The following is an 18,356-nucleotide window of genomic DNA, read 5'->3' as shown; positions in this document are numbered from 1 at the left end:
CCCAGGACCCCACCCCGCCGCAGCCCGCTCGCGCCGCTCACCCTCACCGACGTCCCCGCACCCCGAGACGAGTTGGAGCTCGAATGCCCCAGCACGTACCCCCCACGTTGCGCGCTCCACACCCGCACCGCCCCCTGAAGTCCCCCGAGTACGAAACGCCGTCCGGCCCTCCCCCGCATCCCCGCCGGATCGTCTTCCTCGCCCGCCGCGACCTGGGCAACCCCGCCGCCGGCGGCTCCGAACTCCTCATCGACCGCATCGCCGACGGGCTCACCGCCCACGGACACCAGGTCACGCTCCTGTGCGGCGGCCCCGCCGCCTTCCGCGACTACCGAGTGGTCTCCGCCGGCGGCGACGCCGGACACTTCCTGCACGCCCGCCGCGCCTTCGAACGACAGGTCGGCGACTGCGACCTGTTCGTCGAGGTGTGCAACGGCATGCCGTACCTCGCCCCGCTGTGGCACCGCGGACCGACGCTCTGCCTGGTCAACCACGTCCACACCGACATCTGGGGTGAGCGTTTCCCGGGCCCGGCCGCCCGGATCGGCCGAAAGCTCGAACGCTGGGCGCTGACCCGCGCTCACAGCGGCAGCCTGCTGGTCGCCGTCTCCGGTTCCACGGCTGACGCGCTCCATGGCCTCGGCGTCCCGCGCGACCGGATCCGCCTCGTCCACAACGGAGTCGAGGAGCCGGGACCGCTCGCCCCCAAGTCGGCGGAGCCGCTGTTCCTCGCGATGGGACGCCTCGTCGAGTACAAGCGGATCGACCTGCTGCTACGGCTGTGGGAGAGGGTCAGACCGGTGACCGGTGGCCGGCTCGTCATCGTCGGTGACGGGCCGGAACGAACCCGGCTGGAGGCCCTCGCGGGTCCGGATGTGACCTTCACCGGCCGGGTGACCGAGGCGGAGAAGCACCGGCTGCTGTGCGCGGCCTGGGTCCTGCTGCACCCCTCCCTCGTCGAGGGCTGGGGCCTGGTGGTGACCGAGGCGGCAGCCCGCGGTACACCCGCCGTCGGCTTCGACGTGCCCGGACTCAGAGACTCCATCGACGACGGGGTCACCGGTGTACTCGCCCGCGGCGAGAGCTCGTTCGCCGCCGCCTGGTGCACGCTGGCACTCAGCCCCGAGCGGCGTACCGCGCTCGGCCGCGCGGCCGGACGGCGGGCCGCGCACTTCCGCTGGGGCGCCACGGTCCGGCAGTTCCGGGCGGCGGCCGCGGAGGCCGCAATGCTGCGGAGGTGAACGGCTTGAGGGATCCCTCCATCCGTAGATCCGTCGCTCTGTTCCGGGCGTTCATGCGCGAGCAGACGGACCCCGAGCGCTGCTACACCCTGCTCGCCCAGGACGCGGCCGAGCAGATCGAACGCCGCATGCCGTTGCACAACCGGCTGGTGGTGGACGTCGGCGGCGGACGGGGCCACTTCACCGAGGAGTTCCGCCGGCGTGGCGCACAGAGCTACTTGTTCGAGCCCGATCTGCGGGAACTGGGCGCGCGGGGCAGCATTACGGCGGGCTCGGTGGTCGCCGACGGCTATCTGCTGCCTCTGGCCGACGGCGTCGCCGACGTCTGCTTCTCCTCCAATGTGCTGGAGCACGTCGCCGACCCGCAGACGTTCCTCAGTGAGCTGGTGCGCGTCACCCGGCCGGGCGGGCTGATCTATGTCTCGTTCACCAACTGGCTCTCGCCTTGGGGCGGTCACGAGTGGGCCCCCTGGCACTACCTGGGCGCGGACCGCGCCCGCGCCCGGTACCGGAGGCGGACCGGACACCCCGCCAAGCACACCCTCGGCGAGAACCTCTTCGCGATCCATATCGGTCCGACCCTGCGGCAGGTCCGCGCCCGCGACGACGTGAGCGTCGTATCGGCCCGCTCCCGGTACTGGCCGTTCCTCGCCGAGGCAGTCACCCGGGTCCCGGGCCTGCGCGAGATCGCCACCTGGAACCTCCTCCTCATCCTGCGGCGCCGTACACAGACGGCGGCAGCCATGAACAGCCCACTGGGAGGCACCCGTGGCTGAGACGACGACTCTCCCCCCGGGCGGCCGGCCAGGGCAGCCCCGGTCGGCTGCTGCACCCCCGCCACCCCCGCCGCCGGCCGGCCGGCCGCGGCGCAGATCGTGGCTGCTGGGCTTCTGGGCGGCGGTCTTCGTCGCGTTCCTCTCCGTGTCACCGGGCAGGATGACCTTCGAGACCAAACTCGGGGTGGTCGCCGACCCATGGAGGTTCATCGGCGACCTCGGTGAACTGTGGCAGAGCCGCGCCGGTTTCGGCGGGCTCTCCAACCAGTACGCCGGATACGCCTTCCCCACCCTCCCCTACTACGCGCTCACCGACCTCGCCCACATCCCGGTGTGGCTGGCCGAGCGGCTGTGGCTCTCGCTCATCGTGGCGACCGCGTTCTGGGGCGCGCTGCGGCTCGCCGAGCGGCTGGACATCGGCAGCGCGCGGACCCGGCTGCTCGGAGCCGCCTGCTATGCGCTGTGGCCGATGTTCACCATCGTCGTCGGCTCCACCTCGGCGGCCGCGCTGCCGGGCGCGCTGCTTCCGTGGGTGCTGCTGCCGCTCACCGGCACCCGCACCGGTCCCCGGGTGGCCGCGGCCACCTCCGCGCTGCTGATCCCCTTCATGGGCGGGGTCAACGCGGCGTCGACGCTGGCCTCGCTGCTGCCCGTCGGCCTCTATCTGCTGAGCCGGCCGGCCGGTCCCCGCAAGCGGGCCCTGATCGCCTGGTGGATACCCGGTGTCCTGCTCGCCACTGCCTGGTGGGTGGTCCCGCTGCTGCTGCTCGGCGTCTACGGCGAGGACTTCATGCCGTACGTCGAGCAGTCCGACACCACGACCGGCACCATGTCGGCGACCGAACTGCTGCGCGGCGCCGGCAACTGGGTCGCCTATCTCCACTTCGGCGAAGCGTGGCTGCCCGCCGGCTGGACCGTGGCGACCGCGGCGGTCACCATCCTCGGCTCGGCGTTCGCCGCGGCGCTGGGCCTCGGGGGCCTGGCCCGGCGCGATCTGCCCGAGCGCCGCTGGCTGTTCCTCACGGTGCTCGCCGTGGTCCTGATCGCGCTGGCGGGATACGCCGGCTCCTTCGGCGCCCCGTTCCACGACACCGTCCGGGACTGGCTGAACGGGCCGCTCAAGCCCTTCCGGAGCATCTACAAGTTCCAGCCGGGGCTGGCCCTCGCGCTCGCCTTCGGGTTGATGCACCTGGTGGCGGCGGCAGGGGTGAGCCGCGGGGCGCGGCCGTTCCCAGCGCGGCGCCACGCCCCCTTGATCGCCGCGCTGCTGGTCCTGCCGGGGCTGGCCTGGCCGTACGCCAACGGGTCGATCCTGCAGCCCGGCGCGTTCAAGAAGCTGCCGAGCCAGTGGACCCGGGCCGCCGACTGGCTGGAGAAGAACGGGGCCGACAGCCGGGCCCTCGTCGTCCCCGCCACCGCCCACGGCCTCTACACGTGGGGCTCTCCCATCGACCAGCCCTTCGACGTGCTCGCCGAATCCCCCTGGGCCCAGCGCGACTTCGTGCCCTTCGGCACGCCCGGCTCGCGGCGCGCCATGGACGCGGTGGAGCAGGCGCTCATGAGCGGGAGTGAAGTGCCTGGCCTGCGCGACTACTTGTCTCGCGCCGGCCTCCATCACGTCGTCGTACGGAACGACCTCGACCCGGACCAGATCGGTTACGTTCCGCCGATCACCGTGAAGCGCACCCTGGAGGCCTCCGGGTACCGCAGGGTCGCCGGGTTCGACCCGGTGCTCACCGGCGGCCGCATCCCCAGCGGCACGCCGTTGCAGGTCCAGGGCATCTTCCCGCGGATGCAGGCCGTCGAGATCTACGAATCGGCCGACGGGACCGGGCGGCCCGGCCCGGTCGGCCTGCAGGCGGTCGCCGACACCGCCGTGGTCAGCGGCGGCCCCGAGGCGCTGCTGCAACTTTCCGCCGATCCGCGGCTGCGGGACCGGCCCACCGTGCTCACCGGTGACAACCATCCGGGGCTCGGCGCACCTGCGGCGCAGTACGTCGCGGACGGGCTGCGCCGCGCCGACACCCGGTTCGGCCTGGTCAACAGCAATACCTCGTACACCTACACCGCCGACGAACGGAACCACCCGGGGAGTCTGCAGGACCCGGGCGAGCGCCCACGGCAGATCCTGCCCGCGCGGGGCATCGGCCACCAGACGACCGCCGTACTGCGGGGGGCCGACTCGGTCACCGCCTCCAGCAGCGGCAACTGGCTGTTCCACCTGCCGCAGTACGACCCGGTGAACGCCTTCGACGGCAACCCCCAGACCGCGTGGGCCGAGGGAAGTGCGGGAGACGCCGCAGGCCAGTGGCTGCGCATCGACTTCTCCTCGCCCACCGGCATCCCGGCCTCGCTGCAGCTCACTCCGCTGCCCGGCGACGGCATGCGGGCCGCTCCCACCCTCGTACGGGTCGAGACCGACCAGGGCTCCGAGGACAGCCCCTTGCAGCCGAACGGAAACCCGCAGCCGGTCACAGCTCCCGCCGGGCAGGCCGAGTGGCTGAAGATCACTGTACTCGCGGCGCAGTCCCCGAAGGCCGGCCTGGCAGGCGCGGGCTTCAGCGAGGTGTCCGTACCCGGTGTCCAGGTGACCCGGCTGCTCCGGCTGCCCACCGACGCGGGCGACACCGACGCCCGGGCGGACGTCTTCTCCCTCCACCGAGGCAGCGACCCCGGCGGTCTGTCGCCGGTATCTGCCGAGGAGGGCCTGCACCGCCGGCTCAGCGTCGGCCGGGGCGGGAATTACGCCGTCACCGCTCAGGCCCTGCCGGTCCCCGGTGAAGCACTGGACCGGCTCGTCACCAGTGCCGATCCGCGGCAGCGCCGGCAGATCACGGCGACCGCCGACTCCACGAGCCGGCTGGGGAACGGCCTCAGCCCACGCAATCTCGTCGACGAGGATCTGACCACCGCCTGGATCGCCGGCGACCGGCCCGTCATCCACCTGACCTGGCCCGGCCGGAAGACGATCGACGAGATCGTGCTCGCGGCCGCGGGCGGGCTCTCCACCCGTCCCGAGCAGATACTGATCAGCACCCCGAACGGCGCGGTGACGGCGGCCGTCGACGAGAACGGCCTCGCCCGCTTCGAGCCGATCACCACGGACCGGATCGACATATCCATCAGCCGGGCCGCGCCCCTGACCGTTCACAACCCCATTGCCGACAACCGGATGCAGCTGCCGGTCGGCCTCAGCGAGGTCTACATTCCGGCACTCGCCGAGCTGCGGACGCCCCCGCCGGCCCCGGAACTGCAGTTCTCGGTGCCGTGCGGCGAGGGCCCGCCGGTGGCCGTAGACGGCACCCTGCACGCGACGGGTGCGTCGGGCACGGTGCGGGATCTGACCGAGCGCAGGCCCGTCGAGGTCATGCTCTGCCGGACACCGGACGGCACTCTCCCGCTGGGCCGAGGGCTGCACGAGGTGGAAGCGGGCGACGAAGGTCCCCTCGCCCTCACCGACATCACGCTGACCCGCGGTGAAGTCCCGCCGCCCGCCGGGAGCGGACGGCGGGAGGCCACCGCGGCCGACTGGCACGGCGACCGGCGGTCCGTCACCGTCGGTGCCGGCGAGGCCGGGTACCTCCAGATGTACGAGAACGCCAACGACGGCTGGAAGGCAACCCTCGACGGCAAGAAACTGATCCCGTTGCGGATCGACGGCTGGCAGCAGGCCTGGCTGATTCCCGCGGGCGCGGGCGGCACGGTCGAGCTCGAGTACGAACCCGCGGTGCTCTACAAGGCGGGGCTGATCGGCGGCGCCGCGGCGGTGACTCTGCTGGCCGGTCTCGCATTGGTGCGCCGCCGTACGGGCACACCGGACGGGCCCGGGACCGAGCCGCCGGCGCCCGGATGGGTGCTGGGCTGCGTCACCCTGACCCTCGTGGTGGCGGTCGTGGCCGGCCCCTTCGCGCTGATCGTGCCCGCACTGGCGGTGGTTGCCCGCCTGCGGCACGCCCTGTTGGTGCCGATCGCACTGGTGGCGATGGCGGGCGCCGGGATCGTGGCCGCGGCGGGGGCCGGCGACCCGGTCTCCGCCGGCCGCGGCGCGTTCGGCCCGGCCGCCCAACTGCTGGCGCTCACCGCGCTGTGCGCGGCCCTGGTCACCCTGGACCGGCGGGTCCGCGGCGGGACACCGGTCCCCACGGCCGGCGAGCCGGATCCGCCGGCCCCGAGGCCCTCGCGGCCCCCGTGGTCTTCGGGGGCGCCGTACGCCAACGGCCCAGCCGCGCCACCCGGTCCGGGCACCGCACCCACCCAGGACCCGCCCGCCACCGCACCGCCCCGGCCGAGGGAGGCTCCGCCGAAATGACCGCCCTGCAGCCCGCCCGCCCCGGTCCACCGGCCGAGCCGTCCCCGGGCCGGACTCCGCGCCGGATCCCGTTCCCGACCGTGGACGAGGTCTCCCGGCACTGCCTCCGGGAGGACGAGCCCGAGACCGTACACATCGAGGTGCATCTGCCCCGGCAGCCGGATCCGGACCGGCTGCGGGCGGCGTTCGGCGAGGCGCTGCGCCGGCACCCGCGGATTCTGATCCGCGAGTCTCCCGGCCGCTGGTACCGGCGGCGCTACGAGTGGGAACTGACCGGCACCCCGGACGTGGATCCGGTTCGTTTTCCGGAGCCCCAGCCCGGCTCGCTGGAGCGGGCGAGGGCCGGAGCCCTGGCCGAGGCCCCACCGTTGTCCGCTTCCCCGCCGGTGCGGCTGGAGGTGGTGAGGCCGTCCGTGACGGACAGCGCGTGCGTGCTGCTGCTGACGCTCAACCACACCGCCCTTGACGGGCCCGCGTGTCTGCGCGTCCTGGCCACAGCCGCCGAGTTGTACGGCGGTGCGGCCGACTCCACGGCGCCACCCGTACGGAATCCGGCCGGCGCGGCAGGGCAGGCCGGGCCTTCGCTGCCCGCCCCGGCGGGCGGGCGGGCGCGCCCCGCCCGGGTGGCACCCGCGCGCGACGCCCGGGAGGACGGCGGAAACGGCCTGCTGCTGGCCGACCTGCCGGTGCCCCGCCGGCCGGCAGGTGTGGACTACACCGTCAACGACCAACTCCTCGTCGCCACCTGCCTGATGATCGCCCGCTGGAACCGGCTGCAGGGCGCGCCACCTCGCCCCATGCGCATCACCATGCCCGTCGACGACCGGCCCCGCGGCGCCGGGATGCCCATCGGAAACGGCACCCGTCTGGTCGAGGTCGCATTCGGGACACAGGAGTGCGCTCCGGAGCCGGGCCCCGAGGAAGTGGCCGCCCTGCTCCACCGCACCGCCGGGCGCACCCGCGCACTGAAGTCCGGGCCCCGCCCCCAACTCGGCTACGCGGCGGGCCTCCTTACGGCCCCCGTCCTGCCCGTCGGGCTACGGGCCGCCCTGACCCGCGGCCTCCGGCGGGCCGCCGCTCCATGGACGTCGACGACGCTGCTCAGCAACATCGGGCGGATCCCCTATCCGCTGGACTTCGCGGAAGCGGGCCGCGCTTCGGCCGTCTGGTTCTCGGCTCCCGCACGCATGCCCCGCGGGCTGACCGTCACCACCGCCAGCACGGGAGGACGGCTGCATCTGGCGCTGCGCTGGTCGCGGGTTCTGCTCGACGACGCGGCCGGGCAGCGCCTGTGCGACTTCTTCACCGAGTCCCTGGCGGCCGTATCGGCCCCGACCTCAACGGACTCAACGGCCGAGCCGACCAAGCCGGCCACTTCAGGAGGTGACGGGCCATGACGGGAGCCCTCCCGGCGGGCCTGCGCGGGTTCTACGAGAACCCGTCCGTTCCCGTCGCCTCCGGCGACGAGCGCAGCCGCCGCCAGGCACTCATGCTTGCCCGGGTACTGACCCATGAGCCCTCCCTCGTCGTGGACGTCGGCTGCGGCGACGGCTCGGCTGCGGCCACGGCCGGTCCCCTGCTGGCCGGTCACCGAGTGGTCGGCATCGACTGGTCCCAGGACGCCCTGCGCCGGGCAGTCACCCGGATGGACCATGTCGTGCGCGGTGAACTGACCGCGGGAGGTCTGCCGTTGCCGGACGCTACGGCCGACGCTGTGCTGTTCAGCGAGGTGGTCGAGCATCTGGCGGATCCCGACAGTGCCATGGACGAGCTGCGCCGGGTCCTCAGACCGGGCGGCCACCTGATGCTCTCCACCCCCAACCTGGCCGCCTGGTACAACCGCGTCCTGCTGTCCGCCGGGGTGCAGCCGGTCTTCTCGGAGGTCAGCCTGCGCGGCATCCACGGCCGGCCGGGGTCCCAGGTGGTGGGCCACCTGCGCCTGTTCACCGCCCGCGCTCTGCGGAGCTTCCTGACCGCAGCCGGGTTCGAGGTGGTCACCCTGGCCGGCGCCCCCTTCCATGGTGTCCCCCGACCGCTGCGCCTGCTGGACCGGGCCGCCTGTGCCGCGCCGTCCATGGCCTCCATCCTCCTGGTGCACGCAAGGCGGGTGTAGGGCCGTGTGGTGGGGGGTGGCCTCGGCCCTGCTGGCCAACGTCTTCTACAGCACCGGCTTCGTACTCGAGAAGCGGGCACTGTCCGCACTGCCACGACTGAGTACGGGGCGGCCCGCCCGGGTGGTACGGCTGCTCATCGGCAGCCCGTTGTGGCTCGGCGGTTCGCTGGCGCTGGCGGCAGGCTTCGCGGCGCAGCTCGCCGTCTACCGCACCCTTCCCATCGCCGCCGCGCAGGGCATCTTCGTCTCCGGTCTCGTGCTGCTCCTGCTCCTCTCCTCGGTGGTGCTGGGTGAGCGCCCCAGTGGCCGCGAGCGGCGGGGAGTGGTCATGATCACCGTGGCTCTGCTGATGGTCGTGGCCTCCCTCCAGGACTCCGACGCGGTCGGCGGTCATGCCTCGGCGAGCCGGGTCCTGCTGATCTGCCTGCCGGCACTCGCGGCGGGACTCTGGCTGTACTGGGCCGTGGAGCGCCGGGCCCGTCGCCGTCACCGGCTGCCCACCGCAGGCGTCGAATACGGCGTGGCTGTCGGCCTGTTGTACGGGGTCAGCTCGCTCGCCATCAAGGGCGTATCGGGTCATCTGACGACCCGTGGTGTGGGGGACGCGGTCTTCGCCCTGCTGAGGTCCCCGTATCCGTACATCCTGTTCTTTACCGGAGTCACCGGGCTGGTGCTGTCCCAGACCGCGCTCCAGCGCTGCCGGGCGTCTCTGATCGTGCCGGTGTGCACCACGGTGACCTGCCTGTTCACGGCCGCGCTCGGCACTTTCGCCTTCGGCGAGTCCCTGCCGGAGGACCCGCTGCGGCTGGCGCTGCGGCTCGGCGGCACCGCGCTCGCCGTCTCCGTGCTGCTGATGCTTCCACGCCACGACGAACCCCCTGCACCTGCGAAGGAACTGGCCCATGAAGCCTGACGACCCGCTGCTCCGGATCATCGCCTGCCCGATCGACAAAGGGCGGCTGACACTCCTCCTGCCGGAGGAGGTCCTCTACAACCCGAGGCTGCACCGCCGCTATCCGATCATCGACGGGATTCCCCAGCTGCTCCCGTCCTCCGGCGTCCGGGTGCCCGACGAGGAGCACGAGCAGATTCTCAAACGGATCGCCCCATGACGCTCGCCGCCCGGATCGCCCCTCGTCTGCCGCCCCGGCTTATCGCCAGGTGCGCCGATCTGCTGTATCCGCGGTATGAGCCGGAGCTGCGCCGGCTGGCCGACTTCTGTCCGCCGGGGGGCACGGCTGTCGATATAGGCGGCTGGTACGGCCCCTGGTCCCGGCGGCTCGCCCGCAGGGCCCGCCGGGTGGTGGTCGTCGAGCCGGTCCCCCACCTCGCCGGTCTGCTGGCCGCGACCACACCCCCCAATGTCGAAGTGGTGCACGCGGCGGCCACCGACCGCGACGGCGGCACGGTGCGACTGTGGCTGCCACCGGGCGACCGCGGCAACCGCGGTGTCTCGTCGCTCGTACGCAGGGACCTGCACGCCCGGTCGATACCGGTGCCCTGTGTCCGAGTCGACAGTCTTGGTCTGCACGGCATCACCCTGATCAAGATCGATGTGGATGGAAGCGAACTGAACGTGCTCCGCGGCGCCGAGGAGACCCTGCACGGTGTCCGGCCCGCGCTTCTCATCGAGCTGGAGGCCCGGATCGGGCCACTGGAACCGGTACTGAACCTGCTGGCCGCCCACGGCTACCGGGGCTGGGTGCTGCCGGGCCGCGACTGGCTGCCACTCTCCGCATTCGACCTGTACGGCCACCAGTCCCGCACCGCGCACGTCGCCGAACACGGCATTCTGCGGCGCACCCTCACCCCGTTCCGGCGGCGCTACGTCAACTCGGTGCTCTTCCTCCACGGTTCCCGACGCCCCGGCAGCGTGGAGGCAGCGGCTGACGCAGGAGGCCGGCAACGTTGACATAATCGCGGCGTGGCCAGACAGAACGCGCGCCGGCGGACGGCGATCGCCCCCGAGGTGCCCTGTCCATGCGGGCTGGGCATGCCCTACGAGAGCTGCTGCGGCCGCTTTCACCGTGGACAGGCCAAGGCGCCCACCGCCGAACTGCTCATGCGCTCGCGCTTCAGCGCCTTCGCGGCCGGCGACGCCGCGTATCTGCGACAGACCTGGCACCCCACGACGAGGCCGACCCACCTGGTACTCGACCCGGAACAGCGCTGGGTCCGGCTGGAGATCCTCGGCACGAAGGACGGCGGGCCGTTCGACAGCGAGGGCGCCGTGGAGTTCCGCGCCCATTACCAGGAAGGCGCGCACTCCCGGTCACTGCACGAGCGGAGCCGCTTCCTCCGTGAGGGCGGCAACTGGCTCTACGTGGGCCCCCTGTCCTCCGTCGTCGTGGTGTAGTTGCCCTGCTGCGCCCGGCCCGCCCCGCCGTCACCCGGCCGAGGGGCGGGGCGGGCGGAGCGCGCGTCGTCCACGGCGAGAGCGACGCTGACCCGGTGCCAGAGCAGCTCGTCCGGGTCGTCCGCGTAGAGCAGCCGTGCCGAGACCGCTTGGGCGGCGGGCGAGTCGGGGCTCCCCGGATCCGGAGGCGGGGCGAGCCGCTGCAAGTAGGCGCGTTCGTACGGATCCTCGATCACCTCCGCGAGCTGTACCGAGTCGAGTACGCAGGCCAGAGCCGCCGCCCGCGCCCATGGATCAGCGGTCTGCCGCAGCAGCAGTCCAACCCGGCGGCCGCGCCAGTTGCGCGGCCGGTGATCCTCCCCGGCCGCAAGTGCGGCGCGCATCTTCGGCGTGGAGCGCCCGCTGAGCAGTTGCGGCTCACGGGCCGCGAACTCCTCCAGCTCATGGGCGAGATAGAGCCAGACCACGGCCCGGTAGCGGTTGAGCCGATAGGTCACCGGACTGACGAGTCCGCAGCGGGCCAGCCGCGTCAAACGGTGCGGACTGATGCCGAGCAGCTGGGCCCCTTCAGCCGTGCCGACGGTCCGGACCCTGCTGCGCAGCGACTCGGGAAAGTCCTGCGTCGCCCGCAGGCGCTCGATCTCCTCCCGGGACACCGCTCTCCGTCGCCCGTGCTCATCGCCCTCCGAACTCGTGCGGATGATGCCCAGCCGCACAGCGAGTGCGAACTCACTTCGCCGCAGGGCCAGTTCACCAGCCGCCCGGGCCGGGCCCAGCAGCCTTCCCGCAGTCTCCGTCTGTAATTCCACGGCAGTCCTCCCCCATGAGGCACGGTTACTCTCTGTGAAAACCGTAGCCCAGCACGGAGAATCCCGTCGGCGCCTGTGGACAACCCTCAGTCGCGGCCCGGCTGCCTCGCGGCGACGCCGAGATGCTCACCGACCCGGTTGACGAGCAGGGTCATTTCGTAGGCGACCTGACCGATGTCCGCCTCGGCCGTACTCAGTACGCACAGACAGCTGCCGTCGCCCGCAGCCGTGACGAAGAGGACTCCCTCGTCGAACTCGACCATGGTCTGGCGCACCTTGCCCGCTCGGAAGTGGCGTCCCGACCCCTTGGCGAGGCTGTGCAACCCCGACGAGACCGCGGCCAGATGCTCCGCGTCCTCCCGTTCGAGTCCGGTACTCGCGCCGGTGACCAGACCGTCGTTGGACAGCACCAGCGCGTGCCGTACATGCTCGACGCGTCCCGTCAGATCGTCCAGCAGCCAGTCCAGCCCTCGTTGCAGTGCCATCTCCCGGTCCTCCCCGTTGGTCGGTCACCTGTGTCACGCGACGCGTGATGTGCCCGCAAGCCTTCACCAACGCCGTCCGACGGGCAAGGAGGATGTGTCCATGGCGAAAAGAATGACCCAGGAGGAATGGCGGGACTTCGTCTCGCACTCCACCCGCACCGGCAAGCTCTCCACCGTCCGTGCCGACGGGAGCCCGCACATCGCTCCCGTCTGGTTCCTGCTCGACGGAGACGACGTGGTCTTCACCACGGGCCAGAACACGGTCAAGGGCCGCAATATGGCCCGTGACGGGCGGGTGGCTCTGTGTGTCGACAACAACGCCCCGCCGTTCGCGTATGCCGTGCTCCAGGGACGCGCGCGACTGATCGAGGACGTGGATCAGGTGGCGCACTGGGCCGCGCGCATCGGTGCACGTTATATGGGCGAGGAACGCGCCGAGGAGTTCGGGGCGCGCAATGGCGTGCCGGGGGAACTCCTTGTGCGCGTACGGATCGAGAAGGTGGTCGCCGAGGCCGGCGTCGCCGACTAGAGCGCCCCCTGCGGCTCGCTCAGCCCGCCGGCTGCCCGACCGAGTCCAGCAGCCGAGCCGTGTGGACCCGCCCGGCGTACTCGACGAGACGCACCAGAACCTCCTTCCCCGAGTCGCGGTCGCGCGCGTCGCACAGGACCACCGGCGTGCCGCGTTCGAGGTCGAGGGCACGCGAGACGTCGTGCGCGCCGTACGTCCGTGCTCCCGCGAAACAGTTGACCGCCACGACGAACGGGATGTCCCGGTGCTCGAAGTAGTCCACCGCGGGAAAGCAGTCCTCGAGCCGCCGGGTGTCCGCGAGGACGACCGCGCCCAGCGCGCCCTGGGACAGCTCGTCCCACAGGAACCAGAAGCGGTCCTGGCCGGGTGTGCCGAACAGGTACAGCGACAGTCCGGACCTGATGGTGATGCGTCCGAAGTCCATGGCGACCGTCGTGGTGGTCTTGTGGCCGACGCCTCCGGTGTCGTCCACGGACTCGCCCGCCTCGCTGAGCTGTTCCTCGGTGCGCAGCGGGCGGATCTCGCTCACCGCGCCGACGAGAGTGGTCTTGCCCACCCCGAAGCCGCCCGCCACCAGAATCTTCAGCGCGAGGGCGGTGATGTCCTCACCCGTGCCGTCAGAGCGCTCGGAGCCCATCGATCACTTCTCTCAGGATCTTTTCGTCAGGTAGCTGTGCGGGGGGTACGGGCCGGCTGACCTTCACATAGCCGGCTTCCAGCAGATCGCCCAGCAGCACCCGCACCACGCCCACCGGAAGATCGGCGTCGGCGGCGAGTTCGGCGACCGACTGGGTCTCCGAGCGGCAGAGCGCGAGCAGCGCCCGGTGCTCGGGCCCGAGCAATGACTCGGCGGCGCTGTCGGCCGCGCTGTCGTCGACGACCACCAGCGCGATCAGGTCGAAGCGCACATTGCTGGGCCCCGGCTTGGTCCGGCCGCCGGTCATCGCGTACGGGCGTACGAGCGGACCCGCCTCGGCGTCGTACCACTGGCTGCCCGGCTGCCGCGGGCCGCCGTCCGTCTCCTCGGTCATGGCGTCATCCGGCGGCGGGCGGCCGCGCGCCGGAGCGCGGCGGCGTGTACAGATGCTCGCCGACACGCTTGACCAGCCGGGCCATCTCGTACGCGATGAGGCCGATGTCCGCGGTCACCGCGCTCAGTACGGCGAGGCAGGAGCCGTCGCCCGCGGCGGCGACGAACAGGAAGCCTTCGTCCATCTCGACCATGGTCTGACGCACGCTCCCGGCATGGAAGTGCCGTCCCGCCCCCTTGGCCAGGCTGTGGAAACCGGAGGCCACGGCCGCCAGGTGTTCGGCGTCCTCGCGGGTCAGTCCGCTCGACGCCCCCACTGCCAGGCCGTCGTTGGACAGCACCACCGCGTGCCGGACCTCTCCGACACGGACCACCAGGTCGTCCAGCAGCCAGTCGAGTTCCCCGGACCGCTGAGCGGTGCCCGTCCTCTGGTGCTCGATCATGTCTGTTCTCCTTCGCTGCCGCGCGCCCAGCCGTTGCGGTAGGCCGCCATACGGTCTCTGGCTTGTTCCGGGGTGCGCCGCCCTGTGTCCTCGCCGTCCGGACCCTGGTCGACGGCCTCCGCATCGGGTGCGGGAGCCTCGCGCAACTGCGGAACGAGGCTCGCTTGCCGGACCCTGCGCGGGAGTTCGATGGCCGCGCCCGGGATGTCCGGCGACGCGGGGCCCGGTCCGGGCGCCCCGCGCAGCCGCAGCGCGGTGACACCGGGCGGCGTCGGGTCCGGCGCCGTGCCGCCCGAGTGCTGCTCCGCCTGCGGAGGCGGGCCCGCGGTGGAGTGCGTGGCCTGTGTGCCGGGAACGCCGGCGAGCGCGGGCCGGGAGGCGGGCGCCGGCACTGACGTACTCCCGTTGCGCGCCGGCCCCGGCAGCGCCCCGTCGCCGAGGTACTGCCCCGGCGTCGCCGCGGACCCGTGCCGCTCCGGCCGGTCCTCGCGCTGGGCCGCCTGTCGCCGGGGCGGTTCGTCGGTCGCGGCAACGGGGCCGGTGGTGACGGCGCTCTGCAGCAGAGCGGTGGGCAGCAGGACGACCGCGGTGGTGCCACCGTAGGGAGACGTGCGCAGGTGGACCTTGATGTCGTGCCGGGCCGAGAGCCGGCTCACCACGAAAAGCCCGAGCCGGTCGCTGTCGAAGAGGTCGAGGGCTTCCGACTGCTGGATACGCCGGTTGGCGTCGGCCAGCGTCTCCTTGCCCATTCCGAGACCGCGGTCCTCGATCTCCAGCGCGTAGCCGTTGCCGACGGGTTCGCCGCTCACCCGCACCTTGGTGTGCGGCGGGGAGAACTGAGCGGCGTTCTCGACCAGTTCGGCGAGGAGGTGCGTGAGGTCGGCGACGGCCGCTCCCCTCACGGCGGCTTCCGGCAGCTGCCGCACCTCGACGCGGGCATAGTCCTCGATCTCCGAGACCGCGGCGCGGACGACGTTCGTCAGCGGTACGGGCATCCGCCACGCCCGCCCGGGCGCGGCACCGGACAGGATGATCAGGCTCTCCGCGTGCCGGCGCATCCGGGTGGTGAGGTGGTCGAGCCGGAACAGGTCGCCGAGTTCGCCGGGGTCGTCGGCCCGACGTTCCATGGCGTCGAGCAGGTTGAGCTGGCGGTGCACCAGGACCTGGCTGCGTCGTGCCAGGTTGACGAAGACTCCGGAGACTCCGCTGGCGAGTTCGGCGCGTTCCACAGCGGCGCTCAGAGCGGCCCGGTGGACCGTCGTGAGTGCCTCGCCGACCTGAGTGATCTCGTCCTCCGCCGAGGGACCGGGCGGGGTTTCGGCCCGTACGTCGATCTCTTCGCCCGCGCGCAGCCTGCGCATGGCGTGCGGCAGTTTCCGGTGGGCGATCTCCAGTGCGCTGTTGCGCAGGGTGACCAGTTCGACGACGAGTCCGCGGCCGATCCGGACGGAGATCACCAGGGACGCGGCAACGGCCCCGAGCCCCAGCAGCACGGCGGCGCCGGCCGGGGCGAGGACTCCGCGGGTCAGCGGGTCGGAGCGGTCGGCCGCCGTCCGGTGCGCCGCCGTCTCCATCTCACGCAATGCCGTTCCGACCGCGGTGAACGACTCGTCCCACGCGGCGGCGGGCACCGCCTGGGCCGCCTTCCGGCCGGGCGGGGCGGCGAGCACCTTGTCCTCGGCGGCGCGCAGCTTTCCGTACGCGCTCCCCTTGGACAGCACCCGCCAGGCGGCACGCTGGGCGTCGGGGAGGTCGGCGACCGCGGACTCGGTGAGTGTCCGCCGGGTCTCGACGGCTCCGGTGAACCGGCGCAGGCGCTCGCCGGAGAGGTTGCGGCTGAGCTGGGCGCCGGACAGCAGCGCGTCCTCGCGTGCCAGCATCTCGACCGCCCGTCCGAATTCCAGCAACACGCGTGCGTCCGAGCCGAGTTCGGCGTCCTGGATACCGGAGAGCGCGCCGCCGACGGCGAAGGCCGAGCCGATGGCCCGGGTGTACGCGACATAGGTCGCGTCCCAGCCCGCGCGCCGGTCCATCACGTTCTTCCGTACGCCCTGGAGCCCTTCGGCGCCGGCCACGAACTGCTGGAGCCGGTCGGCGACGCCGGCCGGCAGGTCGCCGGCGTCGGCAACGGTGTGGCGGTCGCCGAGCCGCAGCTTGGCGATCGCGCGGTCGGTACTCCCGGCCCGCTGTTCGAGTTCGGCTGCCCGTCCCGCGTCCGGTGCGGCCAGATAGCGGACGGCTGCCCTGCGTTCGGCCTGGAGTTCGGCGACGGCGGACGCGACGGGGTTGCGGACCTCGTCGTCGACGCGCTGAAGCTGCTGGAGCCGGGCCACGTCGTGGGCGGTGCTGACGGTGGCGAACGCCCAGAGCGCGAGCAGAGAGACCACGGGCACCATCAGCAGTGAAATGATCTTGGCTCGTACGGTGCGCGGACGCAGCCGCAAGCCGCGGGGCTTGGCCGCCGGCGTGTCGGCGGACCCGTTCGTCCGAACGGTCAGCTGCTCCTCCGCCGAATGTTCGTCGGCCGGCGGGCCGGCGTGCGCGCGGCGTCCGCGGGCCTGAGGCGCGGGAAGCGGCGCAGCCTCGGCGCCCGTTGTCCTGCGGGGTGTTCGCATGGCCTCCTCGTTCCGGATGGCTGGGGCGGATGGCTGGGGACGGGGGAGGCGGGGCGGTGGGCCGGGCGGTGGAGGGCAGGGCCGCGGCCCGGTCCGCGCCGGTCCCCTAGTGAGCTGCGGCGCTCCCGCCCAGCCGCTGTGCCGACGCGGAGGCCTCGCGCTCGCCCGCCGTCGGGGAGAGGGCGACGAAGGCGGACGTCAGGAACAGGTACGACCCGAGGCCGACGGCGAGGGGGAAGACGAACTGCATCGCCGTCGCCCCGGGAAGGTGCCCGTCCGAGGGGCTGACCCGTACACTCACCGCGATCATCCCGGTGTAGTGCATGCTGCTGACCGCCGCTCCCATGACGAGCGAGGCGAGGGCGACCGCGACGGGCGACTTGATGTTGAGGGCCGCCCAGAGGGCCGCGGTGGCGGCCACCACGGCGATGACGACGGAGAGCACGACCCGCACCGGGTCGTAGGCGATGTCACCGTGCAGCCGCAGCGCCGCCATGCCGAGGTAGTGCATGCTCGCCACGCCCAGCCCGGTGGTGAGGCCGCCGAGCACCAGCGCCCTGACCCGGTCCCGGCCGTAGCCGACGGCGAAGACTCCGCCGCCGACGACGACCATGGCGACCAGCAGACTGAGGATCGTCAGCGGCACGTTGTAGTGGATCTCGGTGCCGCTGACACTGAAGCCGAGCATGGCGACGAAGTGCATCGTCCAGATTCCGGTGCCGATCGCCGAGGCCGCGGTGATCAGCCAGTTGCGGCGCGACCGGCCGCTCGCGCTGAGCGCGCGTACGGTGCAGCGCAGGCCGAGGGCGGCGCCGATGCATGCCATCGCGTACGACAGCACGGGGGTCAGCCAGCCGAAGGCGGCGTGGTCCAGGTGTCCCATGGCCCAGGGACGCTAGTCCGGGTGAGGGCGCGAACAAGGGGCGCATTTCGAAAGCTGATGGAATATGACAGAGATACGTTCTCGAACGACCACGCCGAGTTCGAAGATGACACCGTACGTAAGGTGCAGGCTTGAGGGATCATGTGCGCATGAGCGAGGACCACACTCACGTCCAGGAGTTCTTCGGGGCGCGTGCCGCCGACTGGGACACCCGCTTCCCTGACGACGGACCCGCCTACGCCGCGGCCGTGGCCGAACTGGGACTGCGCCCCGGGGACTCCGTACTCGACGCGGGATGCGGCACCGGCCGCGCCCTGCCCGCGCTGCGGGCCGTGGTCGGTCCGGGGGGCACGGTACTCGGAGCGGACCTGACGCCGGCGATGCTCGTGGCGGCCGTACGGGCCGGGCGGGACCGCGGCGCGGGACTGCTGCTCGCGGACGTCGCCCGGCTGCCGCTGCGGGCGCGGTCGCTGGACGCCGTCTTCGCCGCGGGACTGATCGCTCATCTGCCAGAACCGGCTGCCAACCTGCGGGAGTTGGCCCGGGTGGTACGGCCGGGCGGTGTGCTGGCGCTCTTCCACCCCATCGGGCGGGCCGCCCTGGCCGCGCGCCAGGGCCGCGAGATCACCGCCGACGACCTGCGGGCCGAGCCCAACCTCCGTCCTCTGCTGGCCGGTTCGGGCTGGCGGATGACCTCGTACGCCGACGAGGACGCCCGCTTCCTCGCGCTGGCGGTGCGTCAGGACTGATACCAGGCCGGGCAGCGC

General features: G+C 72.5%; 18 protein-coding genes. 11 read left to right on the top strand and 7 right to left on the bottom strand.

Annotation, left to right across the window (positions count from 1 at the left end; all coding sequences use genetic code 11):
- Positions 1-83 precede the first annotated feature (83 nt).
- The 9 genes from AB0M62_RS22510 (at position 84) to AB0M62_RS22470 (ending at position 10,795) form a co-directional block, all read left to right on the top strand.
- The gene (locus tag AB0M62_RS22510; RefSeq protein WP_366076066.1) at positions 84-1,241 is read left to right on the top strand and encodes a glycosyltransferase family 4 protein; all 1,158 of its coding nucleotides are present in this window, start codon (positions 84-86) and stop codon (positions 1,239-1,241) included.
- Positions 1,242-1,246: 5 nt separating this feature from the next.
- Positions 1,247-2,017, top strand: a complete 771-nt coding sequence (locus AB0M62_RS22505) for a class I SAM-dependent methyltransferase (RefSeq protein WP_366076065.1) — start codon at positions 1,247-1,249, stop codon at positions 2,015-2,017.
- 103 nt (positions 2,018-2,120) lie between these two features.
- Complete coding sequence (locus AB0M62_RS22500) at positions 2,121-6,326, top strand: alpha-(1->3)-arabinofuranosyltransferase (RefSeq protein ID WP_366076079.1); 4,206 nt, start codon at positions 2,121-2,123, stop codon at positions 6,324-6,326.
- Positions 6,323-7,723 (top strand): condensation protein, encoded by a 1,401-nt coding sequence (locus tag AB0M62_RS22495; protein ID WP_366076064.1) that lies wholly within the window; start codon positions 6,323-6,325, stop codon positions 7,721-7,723. Before AB0M62_RS22500 ends, AB0M62_RS22495 begins: the two co-directional genes overlap by 4 nt.
- Positions 7,720-8,439 carry a methyltransferase domain-containing protein gene (locus AB0M62_RS22490; protein ID WP_366076063.1) on the top strand — a complete coding sequence of 240 codons (720 nt, stop codon included), beginning with the start codon at positions 7,720-7,722 and terminating at the stop codon, positions 8,437-8,439. Before AB0M62_RS22495 ends, AB0M62_RS22490 begins: the two co-directional genes overlap by 4 nt.
- A 4-nt stretch (positions 8,440-8,443) precedes the next feature.
- Entirely contained in the window at positions 8,444-9,352 is a 909-nt protein-coding gene (locus tag AB0M62_RS22485) for a DMT family transporter (protein ID WP_366076062.1), read from the top strand.
- Positions 9,342-9,551 carry a Trm112 family protein gene (locus tag AB0M62_RS22480; protein WP_366076061.1) on the top strand — a complete coding sequence of 70 codons (210 nt, stop codon included), beginning with the start codon at positions 9,342-9,344 and terminating at the stop codon, positions 9,549-9,551. The genes AB0M62_RS22485 and AB0M62_RS22480 overlap by 11 nt, the downstream gene beginning before the upstream one ends.
- On the top strand, positions 9,548-10,351 hold the full coding sequence (locus tag AB0M62_RS22475) for an FkbM family methyltransferase (protein WP_366076060.1): 804 nt from the start codon (positions 9,548-9,550) through the stop codon (positions 10,349-10,351). The genes AB0M62_RS22480 and AB0M62_RS22475 overlap by 4 nt, the downstream gene beginning before the upstream one ends.
- Before the next feature lie 12 nt (positions 10,352-10,363).
- A complete protein-coding gene (locus tag AB0M62_RS22470; protein WP_366076059.1) occupies positions 10,364-10,795 on the top strand; it encodes a YchJ family protein in 432 nt (143 codons plus the stop codon).
- Here AB0M62_RS22470 and AB0M62_RS22465 read toward each other — a convergent pair.
- Together AB0M62_RS22465 and AB0M62_RS22460 are read right to left on the bottom strand one after the other, a co-directional pair.
- On the bottom strand, positions 10,759-11,604 hold the full coding sequence (locus tag AB0M62_RS22465) for a DUF6397 family protein (RefSeq protein ID WP_366076058.1): 846 nt from the start codon (positions 11,602-11,604) through the stop codon (positions 10,759-10,761). The genes AB0M62_RS22470 and AB0M62_RS22465 overlap by 37 nt on opposite strands.
- An 86-nt stretch (positions 11,605-11,690) precedes the next feature.
- Positions 11,691-12,089, bottom strand: coding sequence for a roadblock/LC7 domain-containing protein (locus tag AB0M62_RS22460; protein ID WP_366076057.1), 399 nt, complete (start codon positions 12,087-12,089; stop codon positions 11,691-11,693).
- Positions 12,090-12,189: 100 nt separating this feature from the next.
- Here AB0M62_RS22460 and AB0M62_RS22455 point away from each other — a divergent pair, with 100 nt between their 5' ends.
- The gene (locus tag AB0M62_RS22455; RefSeq protein ID WP_366076056.1) at positions 12,190-12,618 is read left to right on the top strand and encodes a PPOX class F420-dependent oxidoreductase; all 429 of its coding nucleotides are present in this window, start codon (positions 12,190-12,192) and stop codon (positions 12,616-12,618) included.
- 19 nt (positions 12,619-12,637) lie between these two features.
- Here the strand turns inward: AB0M62_RS22455 and AB0M62_RS22450 are convergent, their stop codons facing one another.
- The 5 genes from AB0M62_RS22450 to AB0M62_RS22430 form a co-directional block, all read right to left on the bottom strand.
- Entirely contained in the window at positions 12,638-13,255 is a 618-nt protein-coding gene (locus AB0M62_RS22450) for an ATP/GTP-binding protein (protein WP_366076055.1), read from the bottom strand.
- The gene (locus AB0M62_RS22445) at positions 13,236-13,649 is read right to left on the bottom strand and encodes a DUF742 domain-containing protein (RefSeq protein WP_366076054.1); all 414 of its coding nucleotides are present in this window, start codon (positions 13,647-13,649) and stop codon (positions 13,236-13,238) included. Before AB0M62_RS22445 ends, AB0M62_RS22450 begins: the two co-directional genes overlap by 20 nt.
- A 4-nt stretch (positions 13,650-13,653) precedes the next feature.
- A complete protein-coding gene (locus tag AB0M62_RS22440; protein WP_366076053.1) occupies positions 13,654-14,091 on the bottom strand; it encodes a roadblock/LC7 domain-containing protein in 438 nt (145 codons plus the stop codon).
- The gene (locus AB0M62_RS22435; RefSeq protein ID WP_366076052.1) at positions 14,088-16,706 is read right to left on the bottom strand and encodes a nitrate- and nitrite sensing domain-containing protein; all 2,619 of its coding nucleotides are present in this window, start codon (positions 16,704-16,706) and stop codon (positions 14,088-14,090) included. Before AB0M62_RS22435 ends, AB0M62_RS22440 begins: the two co-directional genes overlap by 4 nt.
- Positions 16,707-16,812: 106 nt before the next feature.
- Positions 16,813-17,589 carry an MHYT domain-containing protein gene (locus AB0M62_RS22430; protein WP_366076051.1) on the bottom strand — a complete coding sequence of 259 codons (777 nt, stop codon included), beginning with the start codon at positions 17,587-17,589 and terminating at the stop codon, positions 16,813-16,815.
- A gap of 149 nt (positions 17,590-17,738) precedes the next feature.
- Here AB0M62_RS22430 and AB0M62_RS22425 point away from each other — a divergent pair, with 149 nt between their 5' ends.
- The gene (locus AB0M62_RS22425) at positions 17,739-18,338 is read left to right on the top strand and encodes a class I SAM-dependent methyltransferase (RefSeq protein ID WP_366076050.1); all 600 of its coding nucleotides are present in this window, start codon (positions 17,739-17,741) and stop codon (positions 18,336-18,338) included.
- Positions 18,339-18,356 lie beyond the last annotated feature (18 nt).

Source organism: Streptomyces sp. NPDC051219 (assembly GCF_040682335.1).
Taxonomy (GTDB): domain Bacteria; phylum Actinomycetota; class Actinomycetes; order Streptomycetales; family Streptomycetaceae; genus Streptomyces.
This window is presented reverse-complemented; position numbering and strand designations above follow the sequence as displayed.

Coding starts and splice junctions, on each gene's coding strand:
- AB0M62_RS22510 (WP_366076066.1), top strand. CDS start 84: ATGCCCCAGCACGTACCCCCCACGTTGCGCGCTCCACACCCGCACCGC.
- AB0M62_RS22495 (WP_366076064.1), top strand. CDS start 6,323: ATGACCGCCCTGCAGCCCGCCCGCCCCGGTCCACCGGCCGAGCCGTCC.
- AB0M62_RS22490 (WP_366076063.1), top strand. CDS start 7,720: ATGACGGGAGCCCTCCCGGCGGGCCTGCGCGGGTTCTACGAGAACCCG.
- AB0M62_RS22480 (WP_366076061.1), top strand. CDS start 9,342: ATGAAGCCTGACGACCCGCTGCTCCGGATCATCGCCTGCCCGATCGAC.
- AB0M62_RS22475 (WP_366076060.1), top strand. CDS start 9,548: ATGACGCTCGCCGCCCGGATCGCCCCTCGTCTGCCGCCCCGGCTTATC.
- AB0M62_RS22460 (WP_366076057.1), bottom strand. CDS start 12,089: ATGGCACTGCAACGAGGGCTGGACTGGCTGCTGGACGATCTGACGGGA.
- AB0M62_RS22455 (WP_366076056.1), top strand. CDS start 12,190: ATGGCGAAAAGAATGACCCAGGAGGAATGGCGGGACTTCGTCTCGCAC.
- AB0M62_RS22450 (WP_366076055.1), bottom strand. CDS start 13,255: ATGGGCTCCGAGCGCTCTGACGGCACGGGTGAGGACATCACCGCCCTC.
- AB0M62_RS22445 (WP_366076054.1), bottom strand. CDS start 13,649: ATGACCGAGGAGACGGACGGCGGCCCGCGGCAGCCGGGCAGCCAGTGG.
- AB0M62_RS22440 (WP_366076053.1), bottom strand. CDS start 14,091: ATGATCGAGCACCAGAGGACGGGCACCGCTCAGCGGTCCGGGGAACTC.
- AB0M62_RS22435 (WP_366076052.1), bottom strand. CDS start 16,706: ATGCGAACACCCCGCAGGACAACGGGCGCCGAGGCTGCGCCGCTTCCC.
- AB0M62_RS22430 (WP_366076051.1), bottom strand. CDS start 17,589: ATGGGACACCTGGACCACGCCGCCTTCGGCTGGCTGACCCCCGTGCTG.
- AB0M62_RS22425 (WP_366076050.1), top strand. CDS start 17,739: ATGAGCGAGGACCACACTCACGTCCAGGAGTTCTTCGGGGCGCGTGCC.